This is a genomic window from Micromonospora sp. BL1, assembly GCF_003667485.1.
Taxonomy (GTDB): domain Bacteria; phylum Actinomycetota; class Actinomycetes; order Mycobacteriales; family Micromonosporaceae; genus Micromonospora; species Micromonospora tulbaghiae.
The window spans coordinates 1-18,197 of sequence record NZ_RCVK01000321.1; the positions used below are offsets into that span (position 1 = coordinate 1).

An 18,197-nucleotide genomic window follows, 5' to 3' on the forward strand; every position below is an offset into this window, starting at 1 on the left:
GCCCAGCTCCACCGCGACCAGCCGGGCCAGCAGCGTGTCGTTGAGCGTGTCCCGCGCCGGGGCCGCCCGGGGTAAAGGACGCGAGGAGGGGGCGACATGACTGTGCACGCGCTGGAGGCGGCCCGCCGGTTGGCGCCGCGACTGGCCGCCCGCGCGGCCGAGCACGACCGGGACGGCTCGTTCCCTGTGGACGACTTCGCGGATCTGCGGGCGGCCGGGCTGTTCGGCCTGATGGTGCCGCCCGAGCTGGGCGGTACGGGTGCGAGCTTCGCGGAGTACGCCGCGGTCGCCACCGAACTGGCCCGGGGCAACGGCGCGACCGCGCTGGTGTTCAACATGCACGCCTCGGTCACCGGCGCGCTGGGCGCGGTCACCGAGGAACTGGCCGAGGCGCTCGGCGTACCGGACGAGGCGCTCGCGGCGCGGGACCGGCTGCTGCGCGCGGCGGCCGACGGCGCCTGGTACGCGGTCGCGATGAGCGAACGCGGCGCCGGCGCCCGGCTGTCCCAGCTCAGCACCGTCTACGAGCCGGTCGAGGGCGGCTGGCACATCAAGGGCAGCAAGACGTTCTGCTCCGGCGCCGGCCACCCGGACGGCTACCTGGTGGCCGCCCGCAGCGCCGCCGACCAGTCGGTGGTGTCGCAGTTCCTGGTGCCGGCCGGGGACGGGATCACGGTCGAGCCCACCTGGGACTCGCTCGGCATGCGGGCCACCTCCTCGCACGACGTGCACCTGGACGTGACGGTCCCGGCCGACCGGCTGCTCGGCGGCGTCGAAGGGCTGGCCCTGGTCGTCGCCCAGCTCATGCCGCACTGGCTGGTGGCGAGCTACGCGGCGGTCTACGTCGGCGTGGCCCGGGCCGCCATCGACGCCGCGGCCGAGCACCTCAACGCGCGCAACCTCGCTGGCCTGCCCGCCGTACGGGCGCGCCTGGGCCGGGCCGACGCGGCCACCGCCGCCGCCGAACTGGTGGTCGCCGAGGCGGCCCGCCGGGTCGACGAGGCGCCCGGCGACGCGGAGACGAACCGCTGGGTGTGGCGGGCCAAGCTGCTGGCGGGCACCACCGCCGCGGAGGTGGCGGCCTCGATGCTGGAGGCGGCGGGCACGTCGGCGACCCGGCGTGGGCATCCGCTGGAGCGGCTCTACCGGGACGCCCGCTGCGGCTCGCTGCATCCGGCCACGTCCGACGTGTGCGCCGACTGGCTCGGCATCGCCGCACTCGGCGGCGACCCGGACCGGGACAGCGCGCTCCCTCGTTGGTGAGCGCGAGGAGTGAGCCGGGTCTGCGAGCCCCGCAGTCGCGAACGAAAGGCGGCGCTGTGACCAGGGTGGGCGCGAGGAGTGAGTGAAGGGCGAGGGGTGGGGGACGTGGGCATACCGGTGATCGCGGGTCTGGGTACGGCGCAACCGCCGGCCGCGATGCAGGACGAGCTGTGGACGGGCTTCTTCGCGGGGCACTTCCAGGGGAACACCCGGGCGCTGGCCGAGCGGATCTTCGCGAACTCGGGCGTGACCCGGCGGCAGGCGGCGGTGAATCCGCTGCTGGAGGACGTCTCGGAGTGGCCGACCGAGCGCCGCATGCGCCGCTACCAGGTCGAGGCGCTGCCGCTGGGCAAGGAGGCGGTCAGCCGGGCACTCACCGCCGCCGGCCTGGACGCCGCCGACGTCGGGCTGTTCATCGTCTGCTCGTGCACCGGGTACGCCACCCCGGGGCTGGACATCCTGCTCGCCCGGGACCTGGGCATGTCCCCGAGCACCCAGCGCATGTTCGTCGGGCACATGGGCTGCTACGCGGCCCTGCCCGGGCTGGGCGCGGCGAGCGACTTCGTCACCGCCCGGGGGCGGCCCGCGCTGCTGCTCTGCGCGGAGCTGACCAGCCTGCACATCCAGCCGCCGGGTGCCCGGGTGGACACCCAGCAGATCGTCTCCCACGCGCTGTTCTCGGACGCCGCGGTCGCCGCCGTGGTCGTCCCCGGCGGCCGGGGGTACGCGCTGCGCGAGGTCACCTCGGTCACCGACACGTCCACCGCCGACCACATGACCTGGGACGTCACCGACACCGGGTTCCGGATGGGCCTGTCGCCGAAGGTGCCGCAGGTCCTCTCCCGGCACGTGCAGGATCTGGTCGACGACCTGCTGGCCCGGCACGGGTGTGAGCGTTCCGACGTGGACGGCTGGGCGGTGCACCCGGGCGGGCCGCGGATCCTCAACGTGGTGGAGCGTGAGCTGGCGCTGCCGCCGGACGGGCTCGCCGCGTCCCGGGGGACGCTCGCCGAGCACGGAAACTGCTCGTCGCCGACGGTGCTGCTGATCCTGGACCGGCTGTGGCGTACGGAGCCGTCACCGCCGCGCTGGGTGGTGATGCTCGCGTTCGGCCCGGGCCTGACGCTCTACGCGGTGCTGCTGGAACGGGTGGGTTGACGGCTCGCCCCCGCCCGGGCCGCGCGGATACGCTGCCGTCATGGCCTCCGAGGAGCGGGACGGGCGGGTGCTGCTGGCCGTCCTGACCGTTCTGGCGCTGGCGGCCGGCGCGGCCTGGTGGCGGTCGGCGGCACCGGAGCCGGGTGCGGTCACGGCAGTGCCGGCGCCGCCCCCGAGTGCGGAACCGATCGCCCGCACCTGGCGGGTCGACCCGTCGACCGGGGACGCCTGGCCGTCCCGTCCGGGGCGCGACCCGACGGCCCGGGCACTCCGTGCGCCGGCCACGGCACCGGACCGGTCGGTGGTGATCCGGGTCGAGGACGACGGCACCTCGCATGTGCTCCAGGTGTCGCACGTGGTGTGGCGGGAGACGTCCGCGTTGACGCCGGGCGGGCCGCCGGTCGTACGCCAGGTGAATCCCTCGCGGGGCGACGACTACCGGCTGACGGTGAGCTGCTCCGGGGACGGGGCGGTCGCCGTGCAGCTCTCCGGTGCCGGGTCCGGCGACGCGCGTCGGTTCCTCCGGTGCGGCGGGCGACTGGAGCTGCCCTTGCTGGGCGGCACGGGCGCACCGGTGCTGGTGCGGTTCACCGCTGTACGCGGCCGGGCCGAGCTGGACGCCCGGCTCGAAGCGCTCTACTGACCGCTGTGGCGCGCCCCGCGTCGGCGGCTCGGCCGCCCGCTCGCGTCCTCGCCCTCGGCGGCTCAGCCGCCCAGCCGGGCCAGGTCGGCGCCGTAGTCCGACAGCGGGCCCAGTTCCGGCACCACCCGGACCAGTGAGCCCTGCCGGTCCACGAGCAGCGCGGCGGCGGTGCCGGGGTGGGGCGACAGGTGCAGGTAGGAGCGCAGCCCGCCGGCCGGGTCGCCGAGCGGGCGTACCCCGGGGACGCTCGCCGGTCCGGCGCTGCGGCCCTCGGTCACGGTGACCACCGTGACGCCGGGCGGGGCGGCGCGTGCCGCGGTGCCGACCTGCTCGGCGCAGGCGCAGGCGTCGACCAGGATGATCATGGAGGGCAGCAGGCTGCGCAGCGGTACCGGCGTGTCGTCCGCGCCGACCAGGTCCAGCGCGGGCAGCGGGCCGACCGGTTGCGGCGCGGTGGTGGAGCGGGGGAGCACCGTCGGCGCGCCGGACCGCGCGCCGGCACGTGGCCAGGTGACGGCGGCCAGCCCGGCGAGCGTGACCAGCACCGACACGAGCAGGATCAGCGCGGGCAGCCCGAGTCGGGCCGGACCGGTACGCCGGCCGGAGCCCTGCCGCGCGCGGCGCAGCTCCCGGCGGACCTGCCGGGCCTCGTCGGCGAGCGCCGAGGCGTCGTCCGGTACGACCACCCGGCCCCACTCCGGGGGCAGGCCGGGCAGCCCGTCCGGCGGCCCCTGGCCGTCAGCGTCAGGCACGCCCATCGGACCCCCAGGAACGTCTCGGTGAGCGGACGTCACGTCCCTCACCAGCGTCCCGCACCGGCCGCCGTAACGCCACACCTGGGCGCGGACCGAGTTGCGGAGCTACCATGGAAGTAGCGCATTGCCCTAGATCTGGACGCTCCCGTCACCCGTTACCGGGTTGTCACGTGTTCCTCACGGAGCGTGTCGAAAGCATCGGTTTGACCGCCTGTCAAGCTGAAGAAATACCTCTCACAGGGCCCCTGAGCTGCGCCAACGGTCAGGACAGCGGTGAGACATCGGTGCCTGAGCGTGTTACCCTAGACACAGCGAAAGGGGTTTCGAACCTATGGTTTTCAGTGTCGGCGAGACCGTTGTTTACCCCCACCACGGGGCCGCACTCATCGAGGCAATCGAGACTCGGGTCATCAAGGGCGAGCCCAGGGAATACCTCGTCCTGAGGGTCGCACAGGGTGACCTGACGGTCCGGGTGCCCGCCGAGAACGCCGAGATCGTGGGTGTGCGCGAAGTGGTTGGCGAAGAGGGCCTGGGCAAGGTCTTCGACGTGCTCCGTGCACCGCACACCGAGGAGCCGACCAACTGGTCGCGGCGTTACAAGGCGAATCTGGAGAAGCTGGCCTCCGGTAACCCGCTGAAGGTGGCCGAGGTCGTCCGCGACCTGTGGCGCCGGGAGCGGGAGCGGGGCCTGTCGGCGGGCGAGAAGCGGATGCTCGCCAAGGCTCGTGACATCCTCGTCGGCGAGGTCGCGCTGGCGGAGAAGAGCACCAAGGACGAGGCCGAGACGCTGCTCGACAAGGTGCTGACCGAGGCCTGATCCACGCCTCTGCCTCTACCCACCCCGCAGCGAACGAATCCGAGGACCGCGACGTGACCGCGCAGCTCAATCCGCGCGGTGACGTCGCGGTCCTCGTTCCTGCGGCCGGTGCCGGGGTACGCCTCGGACCCGGCGCCCCGAAGGCGCTCCGGTTGCTCGCCGGCGAGCCGCTTCTGGTGCACGCGGTCCGCCGGATCGCCGCCGCCCCCTCCGTGCACACGATCGTGGTGGCCGCGCCGGCGACCGAGGTCGAGGCGGTACGCGCGCTGCTCGCCCCCGTCGCTCCGGTGACAGTGGTGCCCGGTGGCGCCGAACGCCAGGAGTCGGTGGCGGCCGCCCTCGCAGCCGTACCAGCCGGTCCGGAGATCGTCCTGGTGCACGACGCGGCCCGCGCGCTCACCCCGCCCCACCTGGTCGAGTCGGTGGCGGCGGCGGTCCGCGACGGGCACGACGCGGTGATCCCGGTGCTGCCGGTGGTCGACACGATCAAGGAGGTCGACGCGGCCGAGCGGGTGCTCGGCACCGTCGACAGGTCAGCGCTGCGCGCGGTGCAGACGCCGCAGGGCTTCCGCCGGTCGGTGCTGGTCGCCGCCCACCGGTCGGCGGCTGACGCGCTGACCGACGACGCCGGGCTGGTCGAGAAGCAGGGGGGCGCGGTGACCTGCGTACCCGGCTCCGAGATGGCCCTGAAGATCACCCGCCCGTTCGACCTGGCCCTGGCCGAACACCTGCTGGCCACAGGCGCCTGACGCGCGCCGCTCGGCGGCTTCGAGATCTTGGTACGAAACGGCCTCGATAGGGGCCCCTTGCTACCAAGATCTCTCCCGGCGTATGCGTACCCTCTGGTCATGATCGTTCCTCGGGTGGCTGTCGGCACCGACGTGCACGCGTTCGCGGCCGGGCGGCCCTGCTGGGTCGCGGGCCTGCACTGGCCGGACCAGGACGGCCTGGCCGGTCACTCCGACGCCGACGTGGCGGCGCACGCCGCCTGCAACGCCCTGCTCTCCGCCGCCGGTCTCGGTGACCTGGGCGCGAACTTCGGGGTGGACCAGCCCGAGTGGGCGGGCGCGTCCGGGGTGGCGCTGCTGACCGAGAGCGCACGCCGGGTACGGGCGGCCGGCTTCCAGATCGGCAACGTGTCGGTGCAGGTCGTCGGCAACCGCCCCAAGATCGGGCCGCGTCGGGAGGAGGCGCAGCGGGTGCTCTCCGAGGCGGTCGGCGCGCCGGTGACCGTCTCCGCGGCCACCACCGACGGCCTGGGCTTCACCGGGCGCGGGGAGGGACTGGCCGGTATCGCGGTGGCCCTGGTCTACGAGGCGCCGGCCGGCTGACGCGGTGACCGGGGACGCCGGTCACCGCGTCCGGCGGATCAGTCGACGTCGGTGCAGACGTCGTGAGTCGTGCCGTGGAGCATCGTGATCGTCTTGTCGAAGGTGGGCGAGAACTCCACCCGGAACTGACCGTCGACGATCCACAGCCCCTTCGGCAGCGTGCCGGCGTTCTCCCGGAAGCCGAGCAGCACCGGCCCGGTCACGTACCAGGTCATCGAGCCGTCGGTGCGGTAGACGACGAGGGCGGTGCCGCTCGCGTCCGCCGTGGACGTGGCACCGGTCTCCAGGTTCGTCACCCGGTTGAGCAGAGCGCCGGTGAACAACTCCCGCTTCGGTGCGCCGTCCGGGTAGGTCTCGATCGTCAGCTTCCGTACCTCGTCCACGATCGGCTCGACCCGTACCGCGAACTCGCATCGCGCACCGGCGGGCATCTCGAACGGCGCCTGCGGCGCCGGTTCCCAGGCGCCCGGGGCGCGATGCCGCTCCGGCGCGGCGGACGCCGAGCCGGGCAGGGCCGCGACCGCCGCCGCCACGACGCTCGCCACCGCGATACTCATCCTGAACCGCATGTTCCACTCCATCCGTCGCTGGTCCGGACGGCGAGCATCACCGGGCCGGATCACCACCGGCTCACCGCGCCGAGCGGCAGCCGCCGAGCGGGCGGACCCGGCCGGCCGGGCTCCTCACCACGCGATCACCGCCGGGCGACAACCCCCGGCCGGGGCCGGATCGTCCTGTTCGGTATGGAGTTCCGCCTGCTCGGGCCGTTCGAGGCCCGCCACGACGGCCGGCCGGTCGAGGTCGGCAGCCGGCGCCAGGAGCGTTGCCTGCTCGGGGTGCTGCTGCTCGACGTGGGCCGGGTGGTGCCGACCGACCGCCTCATCGACCTGCTCTGGAACGGCCGGCCGCCGGCCACGGCCCGGAGCGCGGTGCAGACGTACATCGGGCGGCTGAGGGCTGCGCTCAACCCGTACGGGGTGCGGATCAGCACCCGGGGCGAGGGCTACGTGGTCGAGGAGGACGGGCACCGGGTCGACGTCGACGAGTTCGCCGACCTGGTCCGGGCGGCCGGGAGAGCCGCCGATCCCGCCGAGCGGGTGCGCTCGCTCGACCGAGGGCTCGCCCTCTGGCGCGGGCCGTTGCTCGCCGACGCGGCGGACGACGAGTTGCGGGACCGGCTGCACGGCACGGTCGAGGAGCTGCGCCTGGTCGCCGTGGAACTGCGGGCCGAGGCGCAGCTCGCGCTGGGGCAGCACGCGCGGGCGATCACCGACCTGATGCCGCTGGCCGCCCGGCACCCGACCCGGGAACACCTCGTGGCGGTCCTGATGACCGCCCTGTACCGGGGTGACCGGCGGGCCGACGCGCTGCGCCTCTACCGCACCACCCGGGACCTGCTCGTGGCCGACTTCGGCGTCGAGCCGGGGCCCCGGCTCCGGGAGGTGCAGCGCCGGGTGCTCGCGGGCGACGACCGGCTGGACCGGGCCGGCCGGCCGATGCACGAGATCCGGGTCGGCGACGAGAGCCTGCCGTGGAGCGTGGGCGGCCACCCGGCCCTGGACTTCTGCAACACGTTCGCCGGCTGGGGGCACGAGCCTCCGTTGCCCGGCGCCGAGTGGCTGCGCGGCTACCGGACCCTCGCCGTCTGGGCCGGTCACGTCGGGCTGGTGGACGAGGTCTCGACGAACCGCCTGCTGCACCTCGCCCGCCGTGACCCGGCAGCGGCGGAGGCGGTGCTCGGCGAGGCCCGTACGCTCCGCGCCGCGCTCTACGCCGGTCTGGTCGACCCGGACGACGGCCCCGCCTTCGAGACTGTCGCGCGGGCCGCCGAGGCCGCCGCCCGTACGCTCGTCTTCCGGCGTGAGGCCGACGGACGCGGCCGCTGGTGGCCGGACCTGGCGGCCGGGCTGCGGCTGCCGGTGCACGCCGCCGCGTTCAGCGGCGCGCAGCTGCTCGCCGATCCGGCCCGGTTCACGGTGCGGGTCTGCCCGGACCGGCGGTGCGGGTGGCTGTTCCTGGACGAGAGCGGACTGCGCCGGTGGTGCAGCCTGGGGACGTGCGGCGGCCGGGCGGGCGCGTCCTGCCGGAGTGCCTGACGTCGGGCACCCTCGGCGAGCGGTGGGGCCGGGCGGATACGCTCGCCGGGATGCCGAGTGACGCCGCCCCCGACCAGTCCGCCGCCGACGGCTACCTGCAACGCGCCCACCTGCTCGCCGAGCTGGGGCGCTACGACGAGGGGATCGGCGAACTCACCGCGCTGATCGCGGCCGAGCCGGCGCACCTGCCCGCGTTGACCATGCTGGCCCGGATGCACCTGGCCGCCGACCGGCCGGCCGAGGCGCTCGCCGCCGCCGAGACCGCCGTGGTCGCCGCCGGTGGCACGTCCGAGCGTGAGTCGCCCGCCTCTGAGCCGCCCGCCTTCGGGACGCTCGCCGCGGAGACGACCACCCGCGACGTGCCCGGCGCCGTGCCGCCTGGTGCCGGGGCCGCTGCCGACGAGACGCCCGCCCAGGAGTCGGCTGGCGCGGAGACGCCCGCCGTCGGGGAGGTCGTGCCGGCGCTCGTGGCGCGCGGGTTCGCGCTGCTCGACCTCGAACGCTGGAAGCCCGCCGCCGCGACCGCCGACGAGATCCTGGCGCGCGCGCCGGGCGACCCGTACGCGCAACGCAGTGCCGCCGCCCTGCTCTCCGCGTCGCGCAACGGGCAGGCGGCGCTGGACGCGGCATGGCGCGGGGTGGAGCTGTCGCCGGACGAGCCGGAGGCGCACCTGGTGCTCGGCCTGGTCGCGGTGCGGCTGCAACTGTTCGACCTGGCCGAGCGGGCCTACCGGGAGGCGCTGCGGCTGGACCCGGAGCTGGGCGAGGCGGGGCAGGACGTGGGCGTGGCCCGGCTGGAACGACGCCGGTACGCCGAGACGCTGGAACACCTGACCGCGATGGCCGACCTGCCGGTGGCCCGCCCCGACCCGGTCCGGACGGTGGACGCCGGCATCCGGCGCCTCCTGCTGTCGGTGGCCGGGATGTCCCTGTTCGCGAGCGTGCTGGTCGCCGCCCTGGCCCCCGCCTCGCCGGGCGCGTCCCGGCTGTTCGCGGTGCTGGCGGTGGCCGGGGTGGCGGTGCTGCTGCGGCGCCCGGCGACGTGGCGGCCGGGCCTGCGGGAGGCGATGTCGCGCGGCCTGGTCGTGCCGGTCTACGCGGCCGCCGCCGCGGTGGTGCTGCTGCTCGTGTACGCGCTGGTCGGCGGCCCGTGGCCGCTGGTCGGGGCGATCACCGCGTCGGTGGTGGCCGGATTCACCGCGTTCGCTCGCCGGTGACAGGGTAGGAGGACCGGAAACACCGGCTGAAGGAAGCGGGAACCAGTGCTCACCGTCAACGCCTACGCGGCGACGTCCGCGACCGAACCGCTCGCCCCGACCACCATCGAGCGGCGCGATCTCGGACCGGACGACGTTCTCATCGACATCAAGTTCTCCGGCATCTGCCACTCCGACATCCACACCGCGCGCAGCGAGTGGGGCCCGGCGCGCTACCCGATCGTGGTGGGTCACGAGATCGCGGGCGTGGTGCGCGAGGTCGGCTCCGCGGTCACGAAGTTCGCCGTCGGCGACCGGGTCGGCGTCGGCTGCCTGGTCGACTCCTGCCGGGAGTGCGACAACTGCCGCAAGGGGCTGGAGCAGTACTGCCGCAACGGCAGCACCGGCACGTACGGCGGGGTGGGCCGGGACGGGGAGCCGACCCAGGGCGGCTACTCGCAGGCGATCGTGGTCACCGAGGACTTCGTGCTGCGCATCCCGGACGGCATCGAGCTGGACGCCGCCGCGCCGCTGCTCTGCGCCGGCATCACCACGTACTCGCCGCTGCGGCACTGGAACGCCGGGCCGGGCCGCCGGGTCGCGGTGATCGGCATGGGCGGTCTCGGCCACATGGCCGTGAAGCTGGCCCACGCGATGGGCGCCGAGGTGACTGTGCTGTCCCAGTCGCTGAAGAAGCGGGAGGACGGGCTGCGGCTCGGCGCCGACCACTACTACGCGACCTCGGAGGAGGACACGTTCACCACGCTGGCCGGCTCGTTCGACCTGATCATCAACACGGTCAGCGCGACGCTCGACATGGACGCGTACCTGCGGCTGCTCGCGGTGGACGGGACGCTCGTCAACGTGGGCGCGCCGGAGAAGCCGCTGTCGGTGCACGCGTTCTCGCTGATCCCGGCCCGGCGCTCGTTCGCCGGGTCGAACATCGGCGGCATCGCGGAGACCCAGGAGATGCTCGACTTCTGCGCCGAGCACGGGCTGGGCGCCGAGATCGAGGTGATCCCGGCCGAGAAGATCAACGAGGCGTACGAGCGGGTGCTCGCCTCCGACGTGCGCTACCGCTTCGTCATCGACGCGTCCACGTTCTGACGACCGTGTGCGAAGGGGCCGCGTCCGTGCCGGGCGCGGCCCCTTCCCGCGTACGTCAGGACTTGCGCGCCCAGGTCCAGGCGTAGCCGTCGTCCTCGCAGGCGGCGGCCGCGTCGCAGAGGTCGAGCGGGCGGAACGTGTCCACCATGACCGCCAGCTCGTCGAAGAACTCCGCCCCGATCGACCGCTCGGCCGCGCCCGGCTGGGGGCCGTGGGTGAAGCCGGACGGGTGCAGCGAGATCGAGCCCTGCTCGATGCCGGAGCCGCGCCGGGCCTCGTAGTTGCCGCCGGTGTAGAACAGCATCTCGTCGGAGTCGACGTTGTGGTGGTTGTACGGCACCGGGATGGCGGCCGGGTGGTAGTCGACCTTGCGCGGCACGAACGAGCAGATCACGAAGTTCGGGCCCTGGAACGTCTGGTGGACCGGCGGTGGCTGGTGGATCCGCCCGGTGATCGGCTCGAAGTCGTGGATGGAGAACGCCCACGGGTACATGTGCCCGTCCCAGCCGACCACGTCGAACGGGTGGTTGGCGTAGACGTACCTCGTCCATCCGCGGCGGTGCCTGACCAGCACCTCGACCTCCTCGCCGTCGACCAGCAGCGGGGTGTCCGGTCCCCGGACGTCGCGCTCGCAGTAGGGCGCGTGCTCCAGGAACTGCCCGCGTACGGAGAGGTAGCGCTTGGGCGGCCCGATGTGGCCGGACGCCTCGACGGCGAGCAGCCGGGTCGGCTCGTCGCCGGTGGGCACCAGGCGGTGGATGGTCGAGGTGGGGATGACGACGTAGTCGCCGGCGACCGCGTCGAGCACGCCGAACGGCGACTCGACCCGCATCGACCCGGCCTCCAGGTAGAGGCAGTGGTCGCCGGTGGCGTCGCGGAACAGCGGCGACGGCCGGTCGGCGAGCACGTACGCGATGCGTACGTCGTCGTTGGCGAGCAGGTACTGCCGGCCGAGCACCGGGTCCGCGCCGGTGCCGTCGAGCTTGTGCGTGCGCAGGTGGCGCGGCTTGAGCGGCAGGTTCGGCACGCGGGTGACGGTGGGCGGGGCGTACTCCTCGGCGGCGAGGATCGCGGTCGGCGCGTGCCGGTGGTAGAGCAGCGACGAGTCGGAGGAGAAGCCCTCCTGGCCGACCAGTTCCTCCGCGTAGAGCGTGCCGTCGGGCTGGCGGAACTGGGTGTGGCGCTTGCGCGGCACGTCGCCGACGCTGCGGTAGTACGGCATCTCGCCTCCCGATATGTCCCGTTCTCCGGCCGATGGCGTCCGATAATCGGACGCTGTTGTCCGTTCCTCGTAGCGTCCCGTACATTCTTGTCTCGTGTCAACGCAGGTGCCCCGCCTCCTCTCCGGCCTGGTGGACGACGCCGCGGTCTTCCCGCCCGGCAACGCCGCGCTGCCCGACGCGGTGACCGCGCGCCGCACCCACCGCACGGCCTGGTACGCCGACATGGTCGGCCCACTGCTGCTGCCCGCCTCGGAGATCCAGCGCGGGTCGCTGAACGGCCTGGTGGATCCGGCCGAGGGCCTGGTGATCGGGCTGATCGGCGACACCGGCCTGGACCAGCTCCCGCAGGCGCTGGAAGCGCTCGCGCCCGACGGGGTGACCGCCCGGCAGATCGAGGCGCCGGTCGCCAAGCGCGGGGAGGACCCGCAACCCGGGCTGTCCGAGCTGCTCACGCTCGCCGACCGGCTCGACGGCGCGGCCGTGTACGCGGAGATCCCGCTGACCTTCGGGCTGATGGGCGCGCTCGACACGCTCGCCGAGGCGCGCGCCGGCGGGCTGCCGGTGGCGGCCAAGTTCCGTACCGGCGGGCTCGCCGCCGAGCTGTTCCCCACCCCGGTCGAGCTGGCCGCGGTGATCTGCGCGTGCCGGGACCGTAAGCTGCCGTTCAAGCTCACCGCCGGGCTGCACCACGCGATCCGGCACCGCGACCCGGAGACCGGCTTCAACCACCACGGTTTCGTCAACGTGCTGGGCGCCACGCTGGCCGCCGTCGGGGGCGCCGAGGTGGACGGCGTGGCCGAGCTGCTCGCCGCCACCGACCCGGTACGCGTGGTCGAGCCGGCCCGGGCACACCGCGACGCCGAGCGCCCGCTCTGGGTCGGGTACGGCTCGTGCAGCATCGCCGAACCACTGACCGATCTGATCCGGCTGGGGCTGGTGAACGGAGGCTACGAGGCATGAGCGAACGCACCGAGCGGAGCGAGGGCCGTGAGGGCATGCCCGGCGGGTACGGCATGAGCGAACGCACCGAGCGGAGCGAGGGCCGTGAGGGCATGTCCAGTCGGCACGGCATGAGCTGGGTACCTGGTGTGGCGGGGTCGCCGTACGGGGTGACTAACCTGCCGTACGGCGTGTTCCGGCACGGCGAGGGCGAGCCGCGCGTCGGCGTCCGCATCGGTGACTTCGCGCTGGACCTCGCCGGTGCGGAGGCGGCCGGTCTGGTGCTGGCCGGCGGCGCGCTCGGTGAGCCGGCGCTCAACGCCTTCATGGCGCTCGGCCGCCCGCAGTGGACGGCGGTCCGGCAGCGGATCGTCGAGCTGCTCACCGAGCCGGAGCACCGGGCGGCTGTCGAACCGCTGCTCGTGCCGCTGCGTGAGGTCGAGATGGCGCTGCCGTTCGAGGTGGCCGACTACGTCGACTTCTACTCCTCCGAGCACCACGCCTCGAACGTCGGGCAGATCTTCCGGCCCGGGCAGCCACCGCTGCTGCCGAACTGGAAGCACGTGCCGATCGGCTACCACGGCCGGGCCGGCACGGTGGTCGTCTCCGGCACCCCGGTGATCCGCCCGACCGGCCAGCGGGCCAGCGCGCAGGGCCCCACCACCGGCGCCTCGGTCCGGCTGGACATCGAGGCCGAGGTGGGCTTCGTGGTGGGCGTGCCGAGCCGGCTCGGCGAGCGGGTGCCGGTGGCCGACTTCGCCGACCACGTCTTCGGCGTGGTGCTCGTCAACGACTGGTCGGCCCGGGACATCCAGGCGTGGGAGTACCAGCCGCTCGGACCGTTCCTCGGCAAGTCGTTCGCCACCTCCGTCTCGGCCTGGGTGACGCCGCTGGAGGCGCTGGCCGACGCGTTCGTGCCCGCACCGGACCAGGACCCGCCGGTGCAGGACTACCTGCGCGACACCCCGCACGTCGGGCTGGACCTGACGCTGTCGGTCGAGTGGAACGGCGAGCGGGTGACCGAGCCGCCGTTCGCCGGCATGTACTGGACCCCGGCCCAGCAGCTCGCGCACCTCACCGTCAACGGCGCGTCGCTGCGTACCGGCGACCTCTACGCCTCCGGCACCGTCTCCGGTCCGGAGCGCGGTCAGGTCGGATCGTTCCTGGAGCTGACCTGGGGCGGGTCCGAGCCGGTCAAGTTCGCCGACGGCAGCGAGCGGACGTTCCTGGAGGACGGCGACACGGTGACGATCACCGCCACCGCGCCCGGACCGGACGGCACCACTGTCGCGCTGGGCGAGGTCACCGGGACGATCCTCCCGGCCCGCTGAATTCCGACCTTCCGAACCGGCCCCGGTCGCACCCGATGTGCGACCGGGGCCGGTTCCTTCGGCGTTGATCGCTCGGATCACGTACGCCCCGGACGGCGGCTCCCGGTCGAACCGGAGCCGCGCGTGGTGCCGGGTCGGGGGGCGTACCCGCGGAAGCCGAAACAGGAAGGACCGAGCATGACCGAGTTGACCGGTGCCGTCTGGCGCACCAGCAGCCGCTCGAACGATCAGGGCCTCTGCGTCGAGGTGGCGACGAACGTGGTCGCCGCGCACGGCGTGGTGGGCGTACGCGACTCGAAGGACCCGGACGGTCCGGCGCTCGCGGTGAGCCCGCCGGGCTGGGCCGCGTTCGTCACCGCGCTGCGGGGCGGCTCGTTCGGCGGCTGACCACTCGCGAACCACACCGGTGCCCCGGCCGGGGCACCGGTGATGGAAATGTCACCGGGAGGCTCCCCGTTTCCGGTCACGGCCCGTACCGTGTACGACACGGGAGGTGCCATGTCGACGGTGACGGTTTCCGCATTCATCGAAGCGCAGGACGCCGACCTCTGGCGGCTGCTCACCGACCTCCCGGCCCGCGCCGACTGGCTGTCGGCGGTGGACGCGGTCGAGGTCCTCGGCGGCGCCGCCGGGTTGTTCGGACCGGGCACCGTGTGGCGGGAGACCCGTGCCCGGCCGGACGGCGGCGCCGAACCGGAGGAGTTCGAGGTGATCGAGGCGGTCGCGCCCGGCCGCCTCGTGCTCGGCTCGCGCGGCGCCGGCGCGGACTACCGGATCACCTGGACGCTGCGCACCGTCGAGCGCCGGCGGCGCGGCTGCACCGAGGTCACCGTCGAGCAGGAGGCGGTGCCGACCCGGGCGTACGGGCGGGTGCTGGCCCTGATCCTCGGCGGCCTGGCCGCCCGCGCGGTCGAGAGCGCGCTCCGGCGTGACCTGGCCGACCTGGCGCTGGCCGCCGGTCCCGCCCGATCCACCGAGGCCGCCTGAGCCGACCCGGCCGCTCCCCGTACCCGGCACGCACCCGGCCGGTAGGGTGCCGGGGCGGAGGTGACGGATGGCGAAGGCCCCGAGGCGGCGGGTCGTGGTGGCGCTGGTGGCGGTGCTCGCCGTCGCGGCGTCGGTCGCCGTGGTCGTCCGGGTGCTGGCGCCCGCCGAGGTCGACACCGCAGCCCGGAAGCCCTACCCGGCGGCGCCCGCGCCGACCGCCGGGGTGCTCGCGCGGCTGCCGGTGGCGCCGCTGGTCGTGGACGGCCGGCTCCGCGTCTACGCGGGCACCCGTCAGGTGTACGCGGACCAGCCGGTCACCGGGCGGCACCGGGTCACCCCGTTCTGGTCCTTCCGTCGCTGGCCGGCGACGCTGGTCGGAGTGCTCGCCGAGGGGACCACGGTGGTCAGCCGCTGGTCCGACGGGAGGCTGGTGGCGCTCGACGCGCGTACCGGCCGGGTGGCCTGGCGGGCCGACGGCCCGCATCCGGGGTCGGTGCCGGAGCCGCGACGCACCTTCGCCGCCACCGTCTGGGATCCGGCCGGCCTGCACGTTGCGCGGACGGCCGAGGGGCGGACCGTGCTGCTCGCGACCGGTCCGGGCGGGCTCGGCGGGTACGACCTCGCCGACGGCCGCCGGCTCTGGCGCGCCGACGTGGGCAGGGACTGCCGGTCCGACGTGGGCACGACCGCCAGCGGTGAGCTGGTCGGCGTGGACCGCTGCGACGGCCCGGCCGCGGTCGAGCTGCGGGACGCGGCGACCGGTACGGTGCGGACCCGCTGGCGGCCGCCGGACGCGCCGGAGCAACTCGTCGTCACGCCGGTGGGCTGCCCGCACGGGCACTCCGGTTGCCGCGGGCTGCGTACCGCCGGGCCGGACGGCGCGGGCAGCCGGGGCTGGCTGGTGACCGACCCGGGCGAGCCGGCCGCCGCGCCGGGCCTGGACCACCCGGACACGGTGCTGGACGGGGAGCGGGCGGTGGACACGTCCGGCCCGGTGGTGGTCGGGCGCTCGGCGCGTACCGGCGAGGAGCTGTGGCGCCGGGCGGACATCCATCCGGCCCGGGTGCTCGCGACCGAGCCGGGGCGGGTGCACCTGCTGACCGACCGGCGGGAACTGGTCACCGTCGACCCGCTCACCGGTACCACCCGGTCCAGTTTCGTGCTCGACCTGGGGCGGGACGGGATCGGCTGGCGGCCGGGCCGGGCGTACGCGGTGGACGGCTACGTCGCGGTGGAGCGGCTGCGGGAGAGTGCCGTTCCGGAGGACGACGACCAGGGCTACTTCCTGATGGCCGAGCCGGTGCTGCTCGCCGTGACCTGATCCGGACGCCCGGCGCCGGTCCGTAGGGGGTTGACGGACCGGCGCCGGGCGCGACCGGTCAGGCCAGCGCGGCCTCGGCGGCGGCCAGGAACGCGTCGTTCTCGGCCGGGGTGCCGATGGTGACCCGGACGCCGTCGCCCGGGAACGGCCGGACGATCACGCCGCGCGCCTCGCACGCCCGGCCGAACTCCACCGCCCGCTCGCCCAGCGGCAGCCAGACGAAGTTGGCCTGGCTGTCCGGCACGTCCGGCACGAACTTGCGCAGCGCCTCGGTGACCCGGTCCCGCTCGGCCACGACCAGCGCGCACCGCCGCTCCACCTCGTCGGCCTGCGCCAGCGCGGCCAGCGCGCCGGCCTGGGCGGCCATGCTGGTGGAGAACGGCGTGACCACCTTGCGGACGGCGGCGGCCACCTCCGGCGCCGCGACCAGCCAGCCGATCCGCAGGCCGGCCAGGCCCCACGCCTTGGACAGCGTGCGCAGCACCGCCACGTTCGGCCGGTCCAGGTAGGTCAGGCCGTCCGGCACGTCGGGGTCGGTGACGAACTCCCGGTACGCCTCGTCGATCACCACGAGCACGTCGTCCGGCACCGCGTCGAGGAAGCGGTCCAGCTCGGCCCGGCGCACCGCCGTACCGGTGGGGTTGTTCGGGTTGCAGACCAGGACCATCCGGGTCCGGTCGGTCACCGCCGCGGCCATCGCGTCGAGGTCGTGGCCGTGGCCGGCGTCGTTCGGCACCCGCACGCTCGTCGCGCCGCTGGTCGCCGCGATGATCGGGTACGCCTCGAAGGAGCGCCACGAGTAGAGCAGCTCGTCACCGGGCAGGCAGGTGGCGCGCACCAGGTGCTCGGCCAGCGCCACCGAACCGCAGCCGGTGGCGATCCGGTCGGCGTCCACGCCGTACCGCTCGGCGAGCGTCTGGCGCAGCGCCACCACGCCCATGTCCGGGTAGCGGTGCGAACCGGCCACCGCCTCGGCGACCGCCTCCACCACGCCCGGCAGCGGGCCGTACGGCACCTCGTTGCTGGCCAGCTTGATCGCCTCGGCCAGGCCCAGCTCGCGGGCCAGGTCGGCCGGGCTGCGGCCGGGCACGTAGTTCGGCAGCGCGTCCAGGTCGGCGCGGGTGAGCCGCAGCGCGGGCTGGTGGCGTCCGGTCTCGGTCATGGGGTGTCTCCCGGGGTGTCGGCGCTCTCGGGCGGGGCGGTACTGGTGTCACGCTTGCGGGGGAGCTGGACCACCACCGTCTGCGCCCGCTTGTCGTGCAGGGCCTGGCGCAGCGGGTGGTCGAACAGGGGCGATACCGCGTCGATGAGCTGGAGCAGCAGGCCCAGGCCGCAGCAGTACCAGAGCAGCGTCGGCAGGCCGAGCGTGCTCCAGCGCCGGGTGGCCCGGCCGAAGCCGAGCGGCTGGTCCGCCTCGACCGGCAGCGCGCGTACGCCCATCAGCCGCTTGCCGAAGGTCTGACCGCGCGCCGCCATCGACGGCACCTCGTACGCGTACCAGAGCGCGGTGGCGATCACGAGGATGGCGATCTGGAGGCCGCCGGCCTGGTCGTCGATCTGGGGCAGCCCCTCGGTGGACGTGTCGCCGTTGAGCGCCCGGCGTACCGATTCACGCAGGTACGGGGAGACCGCCTCGACGTAACGCCAGACGAACCAGCCGTTGACCACGGCGTTGAGCAGGAACACGATGCCCAGGTCGATCAGGCGCGCGACCAGCCGGGCGCCGTACGAGGCCAGCGGCAGTCCGTGCGGGCGCGGGACCGGCTGCGCGCCGGGCCAGTGCGGGTACGGCCAGCCCGGCGGCGGTCCCTGCATGCCCGGCTGACCCGGCTGCCCGGGCTGTCCGGGCTGTCCGGGCTGACCCGGCCAGGGGTTCGGCTGTCCCGGCTGCCCGGGCCACGGCCCGGCCTGGCCGGACTGACCCGGCTGGCCCGGCCACGGGCCCGGCCGGCCGGGGGTGCCGGACGTCGGGGTCGCGTCGGTGCGGCTGCCCGGACCGGAGGCCGGCTTGTCGGCGGCGGGCGTCGGGG

At 74.6% G+C, this 18,197-nt stretch carries 19 protein-coding genes; 14 read left to right on the top strand and 5 right to left on the bottom strand.

Translation table 11 applies throughout. The annotated features are described in order from the left end of the window. The first annotated feature begins 96 nt into the window (after nucleotides 1–96). The 3 genes from EAD96_RS24260 (at nucleotide 97) to EAD96_RS24270 (ending at nucleotide 3,064) form a co-directional block, all read left to right on the top strand. Complete coding sequence (locus EAD96_RS24260; protein WP_121685894.1) at nucleotides 97–1,263, top strand: acyl-CoA dehydrogenase family protein; 1,167 nt, start codon at nucleotides 97–99, stop codon at nucleotides 1,261–1,263. A 105-nt stretch (nucleotides 1,264–1,368) separates the two neighbouring features. After that, nucleotides 1,369–2,421 carry a type III polyketide synthase gene (locus EAD96_RS24265; protein WP_121685905.1) on the top strand — a complete coding sequence of 351 codons (1,053 nt, stop codon included), beginning with the start codon at nucleotides 1,369–1,371 and terminating at the stop codon, nucleotides 2,419–2,421. Between the two features lie 40 nt (nucleotides 2,422–2,461). Then, the gene (locus tag EAD96_RS24270) at nucleotides 2,462–3,064 is read left to right on the top strand and encodes a hypothetical protein (protein ID WP_121685895.1); all 603 of its coding nucleotides are present in this window, start codon (nucleotides 2,462–2,464) and stop codon (nucleotides 3,062–3,064) included. Nucleotides 3,065–3,126: 62 nt separating this feature from the next. On the opposite strand, the gene EAD96_RS24275 is transcribed toward EAD96_RS24270, so the two are convergent. Beyond that, the gene (locus EAD96_RS24275; RefSeq protein WP_121685896.1) at nucleotides 3,127–3,822 is read right to left on the bottom strand and encodes a hypothetical protein; all 696 of its coding nucleotides are present in this window, start codon (nucleotides 3,820–3,822) and stop codon (nucleotides 3,127–3,129) included. Nucleotides 3,823–4,150: 328 nt separating this feature from the next. Between EAD96_RS24275 and EAD96_RS24280 the strand changes: the two genes are divergently transcribed. From EAD96_RS24280 to ispF, 3 genes are all read left to right on the top strand, one after another. Next, entirely contained in the window at nucleotides 4,151–4,636 is a 486-nt protein-coding gene (locus EAD96_RS24280) for a CarD family transcriptional regulator (RefSeq protein WP_013288937.1), read from the top strand. Nucleotides 4,637–4,689: 53 nt separating this feature from the next. Then, nucleotides 4,690–5,385: a 2-C-methyl-D-erythritol 4-phosphate cytidylyltransferase gene (gene ispD / locus EAD96_RS24285; RefSeq protein ID WP_121685897.1), complete on the top strand. Its 696-nt coding sequence runs from the start codon at nucleotides 4,690–4,692 to the stop codon at nucleotides 5,383–5,385. A gap of 99 nt (nucleotides 5,386–5,484) precedes the next feature. Beyond that, nucleotides 5,485–5,967, top strand: a complete 483-nt coding sequence (gene ispF / locus EAD96_RS24290; RefSeq protein ID WP_104114853.1) for a 2-C-methyl-D-erythritol 2,4-cyclodiphosphate synthase — start codon at nucleotides 5,485–5,487, stop codon at nucleotides 5,965–5,967. A 38-nt stretch (nucleotides 5,968–6,005) separates the two neighbouring features. Here ispF and EAD96_RS24295 read toward each other — a convergent pair whose 3' ends face one another. Next, the gene (locus EAD96_RS24295; protein ID WP_121685906.1) at nucleotides 6,006–6,536 is read right to left on the bottom strand and encodes a hypothetical protein; all 531 of its coding nucleotides are present in this window, start codon (nucleotides 6,534–6,536) and stop codon (nucleotides 6,006–6,008) included. Nucleotides 6,537–6,710: 174 nt separating this feature from the next. Here EAD96_RS24295 and EAD96_RS24300 point away from each other — a divergent pair, with 174 nt between their 5' ends. Genes EAD96_RS24300 through EAD96_RS24310 form a run of 3 tightly spaced genes read left to right on the top strand, consistent with a single transcriptional unit; the run spans nucleotide 6,711 to nucleotide 10,366 of the window. Further along, the gene (locus tag EAD96_RS24300; protein ID WP_121685898.1) at nucleotides 6,711–8,063 is read left to right on the top strand and encodes a BTAD domain-containing putative transcriptional regulator; all 1,353 of its coding nucleotides are present in this window, start codon (nucleotides 6,711–6,713) and stop codon (nucleotides 8,061–8,063) included. A gap of 50 nt (nucleotides 8,064–8,113) precedes the next feature. After that, nucleotides 8,114–9,280 carry a lipopolysaccharide assembly protein LapB gene (locus EAD96_RS24305; protein WP_121685907.1) on the top strand — a complete coding sequence of 389 codons (1,167 nt, stop codon included), beginning with the start codon at nucleotides 8,114–8,116 and terminating at the stop codon, nucleotides 9,278–9,280. Nucleotides 9,281–9,325: 45 nt separating this feature from the next. After that, complete coding sequence (locus tag EAD96_RS24310; protein WP_121685899.1) at nucleotides 9,326–10,366, top strand: NAD(P)-dependent alcohol dehydrogenase; 1,041 nt, start codon at nucleotides 9,326–9,328, stop codon at nucleotides 10,364–10,366. A 55-nt stretch (nucleotides 10,367–10,421) separates the two neighbouring features. Here EAD96_RS24310 and EAD96_RS24315 read toward each other — a convergent pair whose 3' ends face one another. Then, nucleotides 10,422–11,588 carry a homogentisate 1,2-dioxygenase gene (locus EAD96_RS24315; RefSeq protein ID WP_121685900.1) on the bottom strand — a complete coding sequence of 389 codons (1,167 nt, stop codon included), beginning with the start codon at nucleotides 11,586–11,588 and terminating at the stop codon, nucleotides 10,422–10,424. A 94-nt stretch (nucleotides 11,589–11,682) separates the two neighbouring features. Between EAD96_RS24315 and EAD96_RS24320 the strand changes: the two genes are divergently transcribed. From EAD96_RS24320 to EAD96_RS24340, 5 genes are all read left to right on the top strand, one after another. Beyond that, a complete protein-coding gene (locus EAD96_RS24320; RefSeq protein ID WP_199733284.1) occupies nucleotides 11,683–12,549 on the top strand; it encodes a hypothetical protein in 867 nt (288 codons plus the stop codon). 110 nt (nucleotides 12,550–12,659) lie between these two features. Next, a complete protein-coding gene (gene fahA, locus EAD96_RS24325) occupies nucleotides 12,660–13,859 on the top strand; it encodes a fumarylacetoacetase (RefSeq protein ID WP_121685908.1) in 1,200 nt (399 codons plus the stop codon). 177 nt (nucleotides 13,860–14,036) lie between these two features. Continuing rightward, nucleotides 14,037–14,246: a DUF397 domain-containing protein gene (locus tag EAD96_RS24330; protein ID WP_120572827.1), complete on the top strand. Its 210-nt coding sequence runs from the start codon at nucleotides 14,037–14,039 to the stop codon at nucleotides 14,244–14,246. Nucleotides 14,247–14,357: 111 nt separating this feature from the next. After that, a complete protein-coding gene (locus EAD96_RS24335; RefSeq protein WP_121685902.1) occupies nucleotides 14,358–14,846 on the top strand; it encodes an SRPBCC family protein in 489 nt (162 codons plus the stop codon). A 67-nt stretch (nucleotides 14,847–14,913) separates the two neighbouring features. Beyond that, nucleotides 14,914–16,167 (top strand): PQQ-binding-like beta-propeller repeat protein, encoded by a 1,254-nt coding sequence (locus EAD96_RS24340; RefSeq protein ID WP_121685903.1) that lies wholly within the window; start codon nucleotides 14,914–14,916, stop codon nucleotides 16,165–16,167. A 58-nt stretch (nucleotides 16,168–16,225) separates the two neighbouring features. On the opposite strand, the gene hisC is transcribed toward EAD96_RS24340, so the two are convergent. Further along, nucleotides 16,226–17,329, bottom strand: coding sequence for a histidinol-phosphate transaminase (gene hisC, locus EAD96_RS24345; RefSeq protein WP_121685904.1), 1,104 nt, complete (start codon nucleotides 17,327–17,329; stop codon nucleotides 16,226–16,228). After that, nucleotides 17,326–18,197 (bottom strand): RDD family protein (locus EAD96_RS24350; protein WP_147457925.1); only part of this gene is annotated, 872 nt, incomplete at its 5' end. The genes hisC and EAD96_RS24350, both read right to left, overlap by 4 nt.

Excerpts from the sequence above, each read along its gene's own strand:
- EAD96_RS24305 (WP_121685907.1), top strand. The coding sequence starts at position 8,114 with ATGCCGAGTGACGCCGCCCCCGACCAGTCCGCCGCCGACGGCTACCTG.
- EAD96_RS24340 (WP_121685903.1), top strand. The coding sequence starts at position 14,914 with ATGGCGAAGGCCCCGAGGCGGCGGGTCGTGGTGGCGCTGGTGGCGGTG.
- EAD96_RS24315 (WP_121685900.1), bottom strand. The coding sequence starts at position 11,588 with ATGCCGTACTACCGCAGCGTCGGCGACGTGCCGCGCAAGCGCCACACC.
- EAD96_RS24275 (WP_121685896.1), bottom strand. The coding sequence starts at position 3,822 with ATGGGCGTGCCTGACGCTGACGGCCAGGGGCCGCCGGACGGGCTGCCC.
- ispF (WP_104114853.1), top strand. The coding sequence starts at position 5,485 with ATGATCGTTCCTCGGGTGGCTGTCGGCACCGACGTGCACGCGTTCGCG.
- EAD96_RS24260 (WP_121685894.1), top strand. The coding sequence starts at position 97 with ATGACTGTGCACGCGCTGGAGGCGGCCCGCCGGTTGGCGCCGCGACTG.
- EAD96_RS24300 (WP_121685898.1), top strand. The coding sequence starts at position 6,711 with ATGGAGTTCCGCCTGCTCGGGCCGTTCGAGGCCCGCCACGACGGCCGG.
- EAD96_RS24330 (WP_120572827.1), top strand. The coding sequence starts at position 14,037 with ATGACCGAGTTGACCGGTGCCGTCTGGCGCACCAGCAGCCGCTCGAAC.
- EAD96_RS24335 (WP_121685902.1), top strand. The coding sequence starts at position 14,358 with ATGTCGACGGTGACGGTTTCCGCATTCATCGAAGCGCAGGACGCCGAC.
- hisC (WP_121685904.1), bottom strand. The coding sequence starts at position 17,329 with ATGACCGAGACCGGACGCCACCAGCCCGCGCTGCGGCTCACCCGCGCC.
- fahA (WP_121685908.1), top strand. The coding sequence starts at position 12,660 with ATGAGCTGGGTACCTGGTGTGGCGGGGTCGCCGTACGGGGTGACTAAC.
- EAD96_RS24270 (WP_121685895.1), top strand. The coding sequence starts at position 2,462 with ATGGCCTCCGAGGAGCGGGACGGGCGGGTGCTGCTGGCCGTCCTGACC.
- EAD96_RS24280 (WP_013288937.1), top strand. The coding sequence starts at position 4,151 with ATGGTTTTCAGTGTCGGCGAGACCGTTGTTTACCCCCACCACGGGGCC.
- EAD96_RS24295 (WP_121685906.1), bottom strand. The coding sequence starts at position 6,536 with ATGCGGTTCAGGATGAGTATCGCGGTGGCGAGCGTCGTGGCGGCGGCG.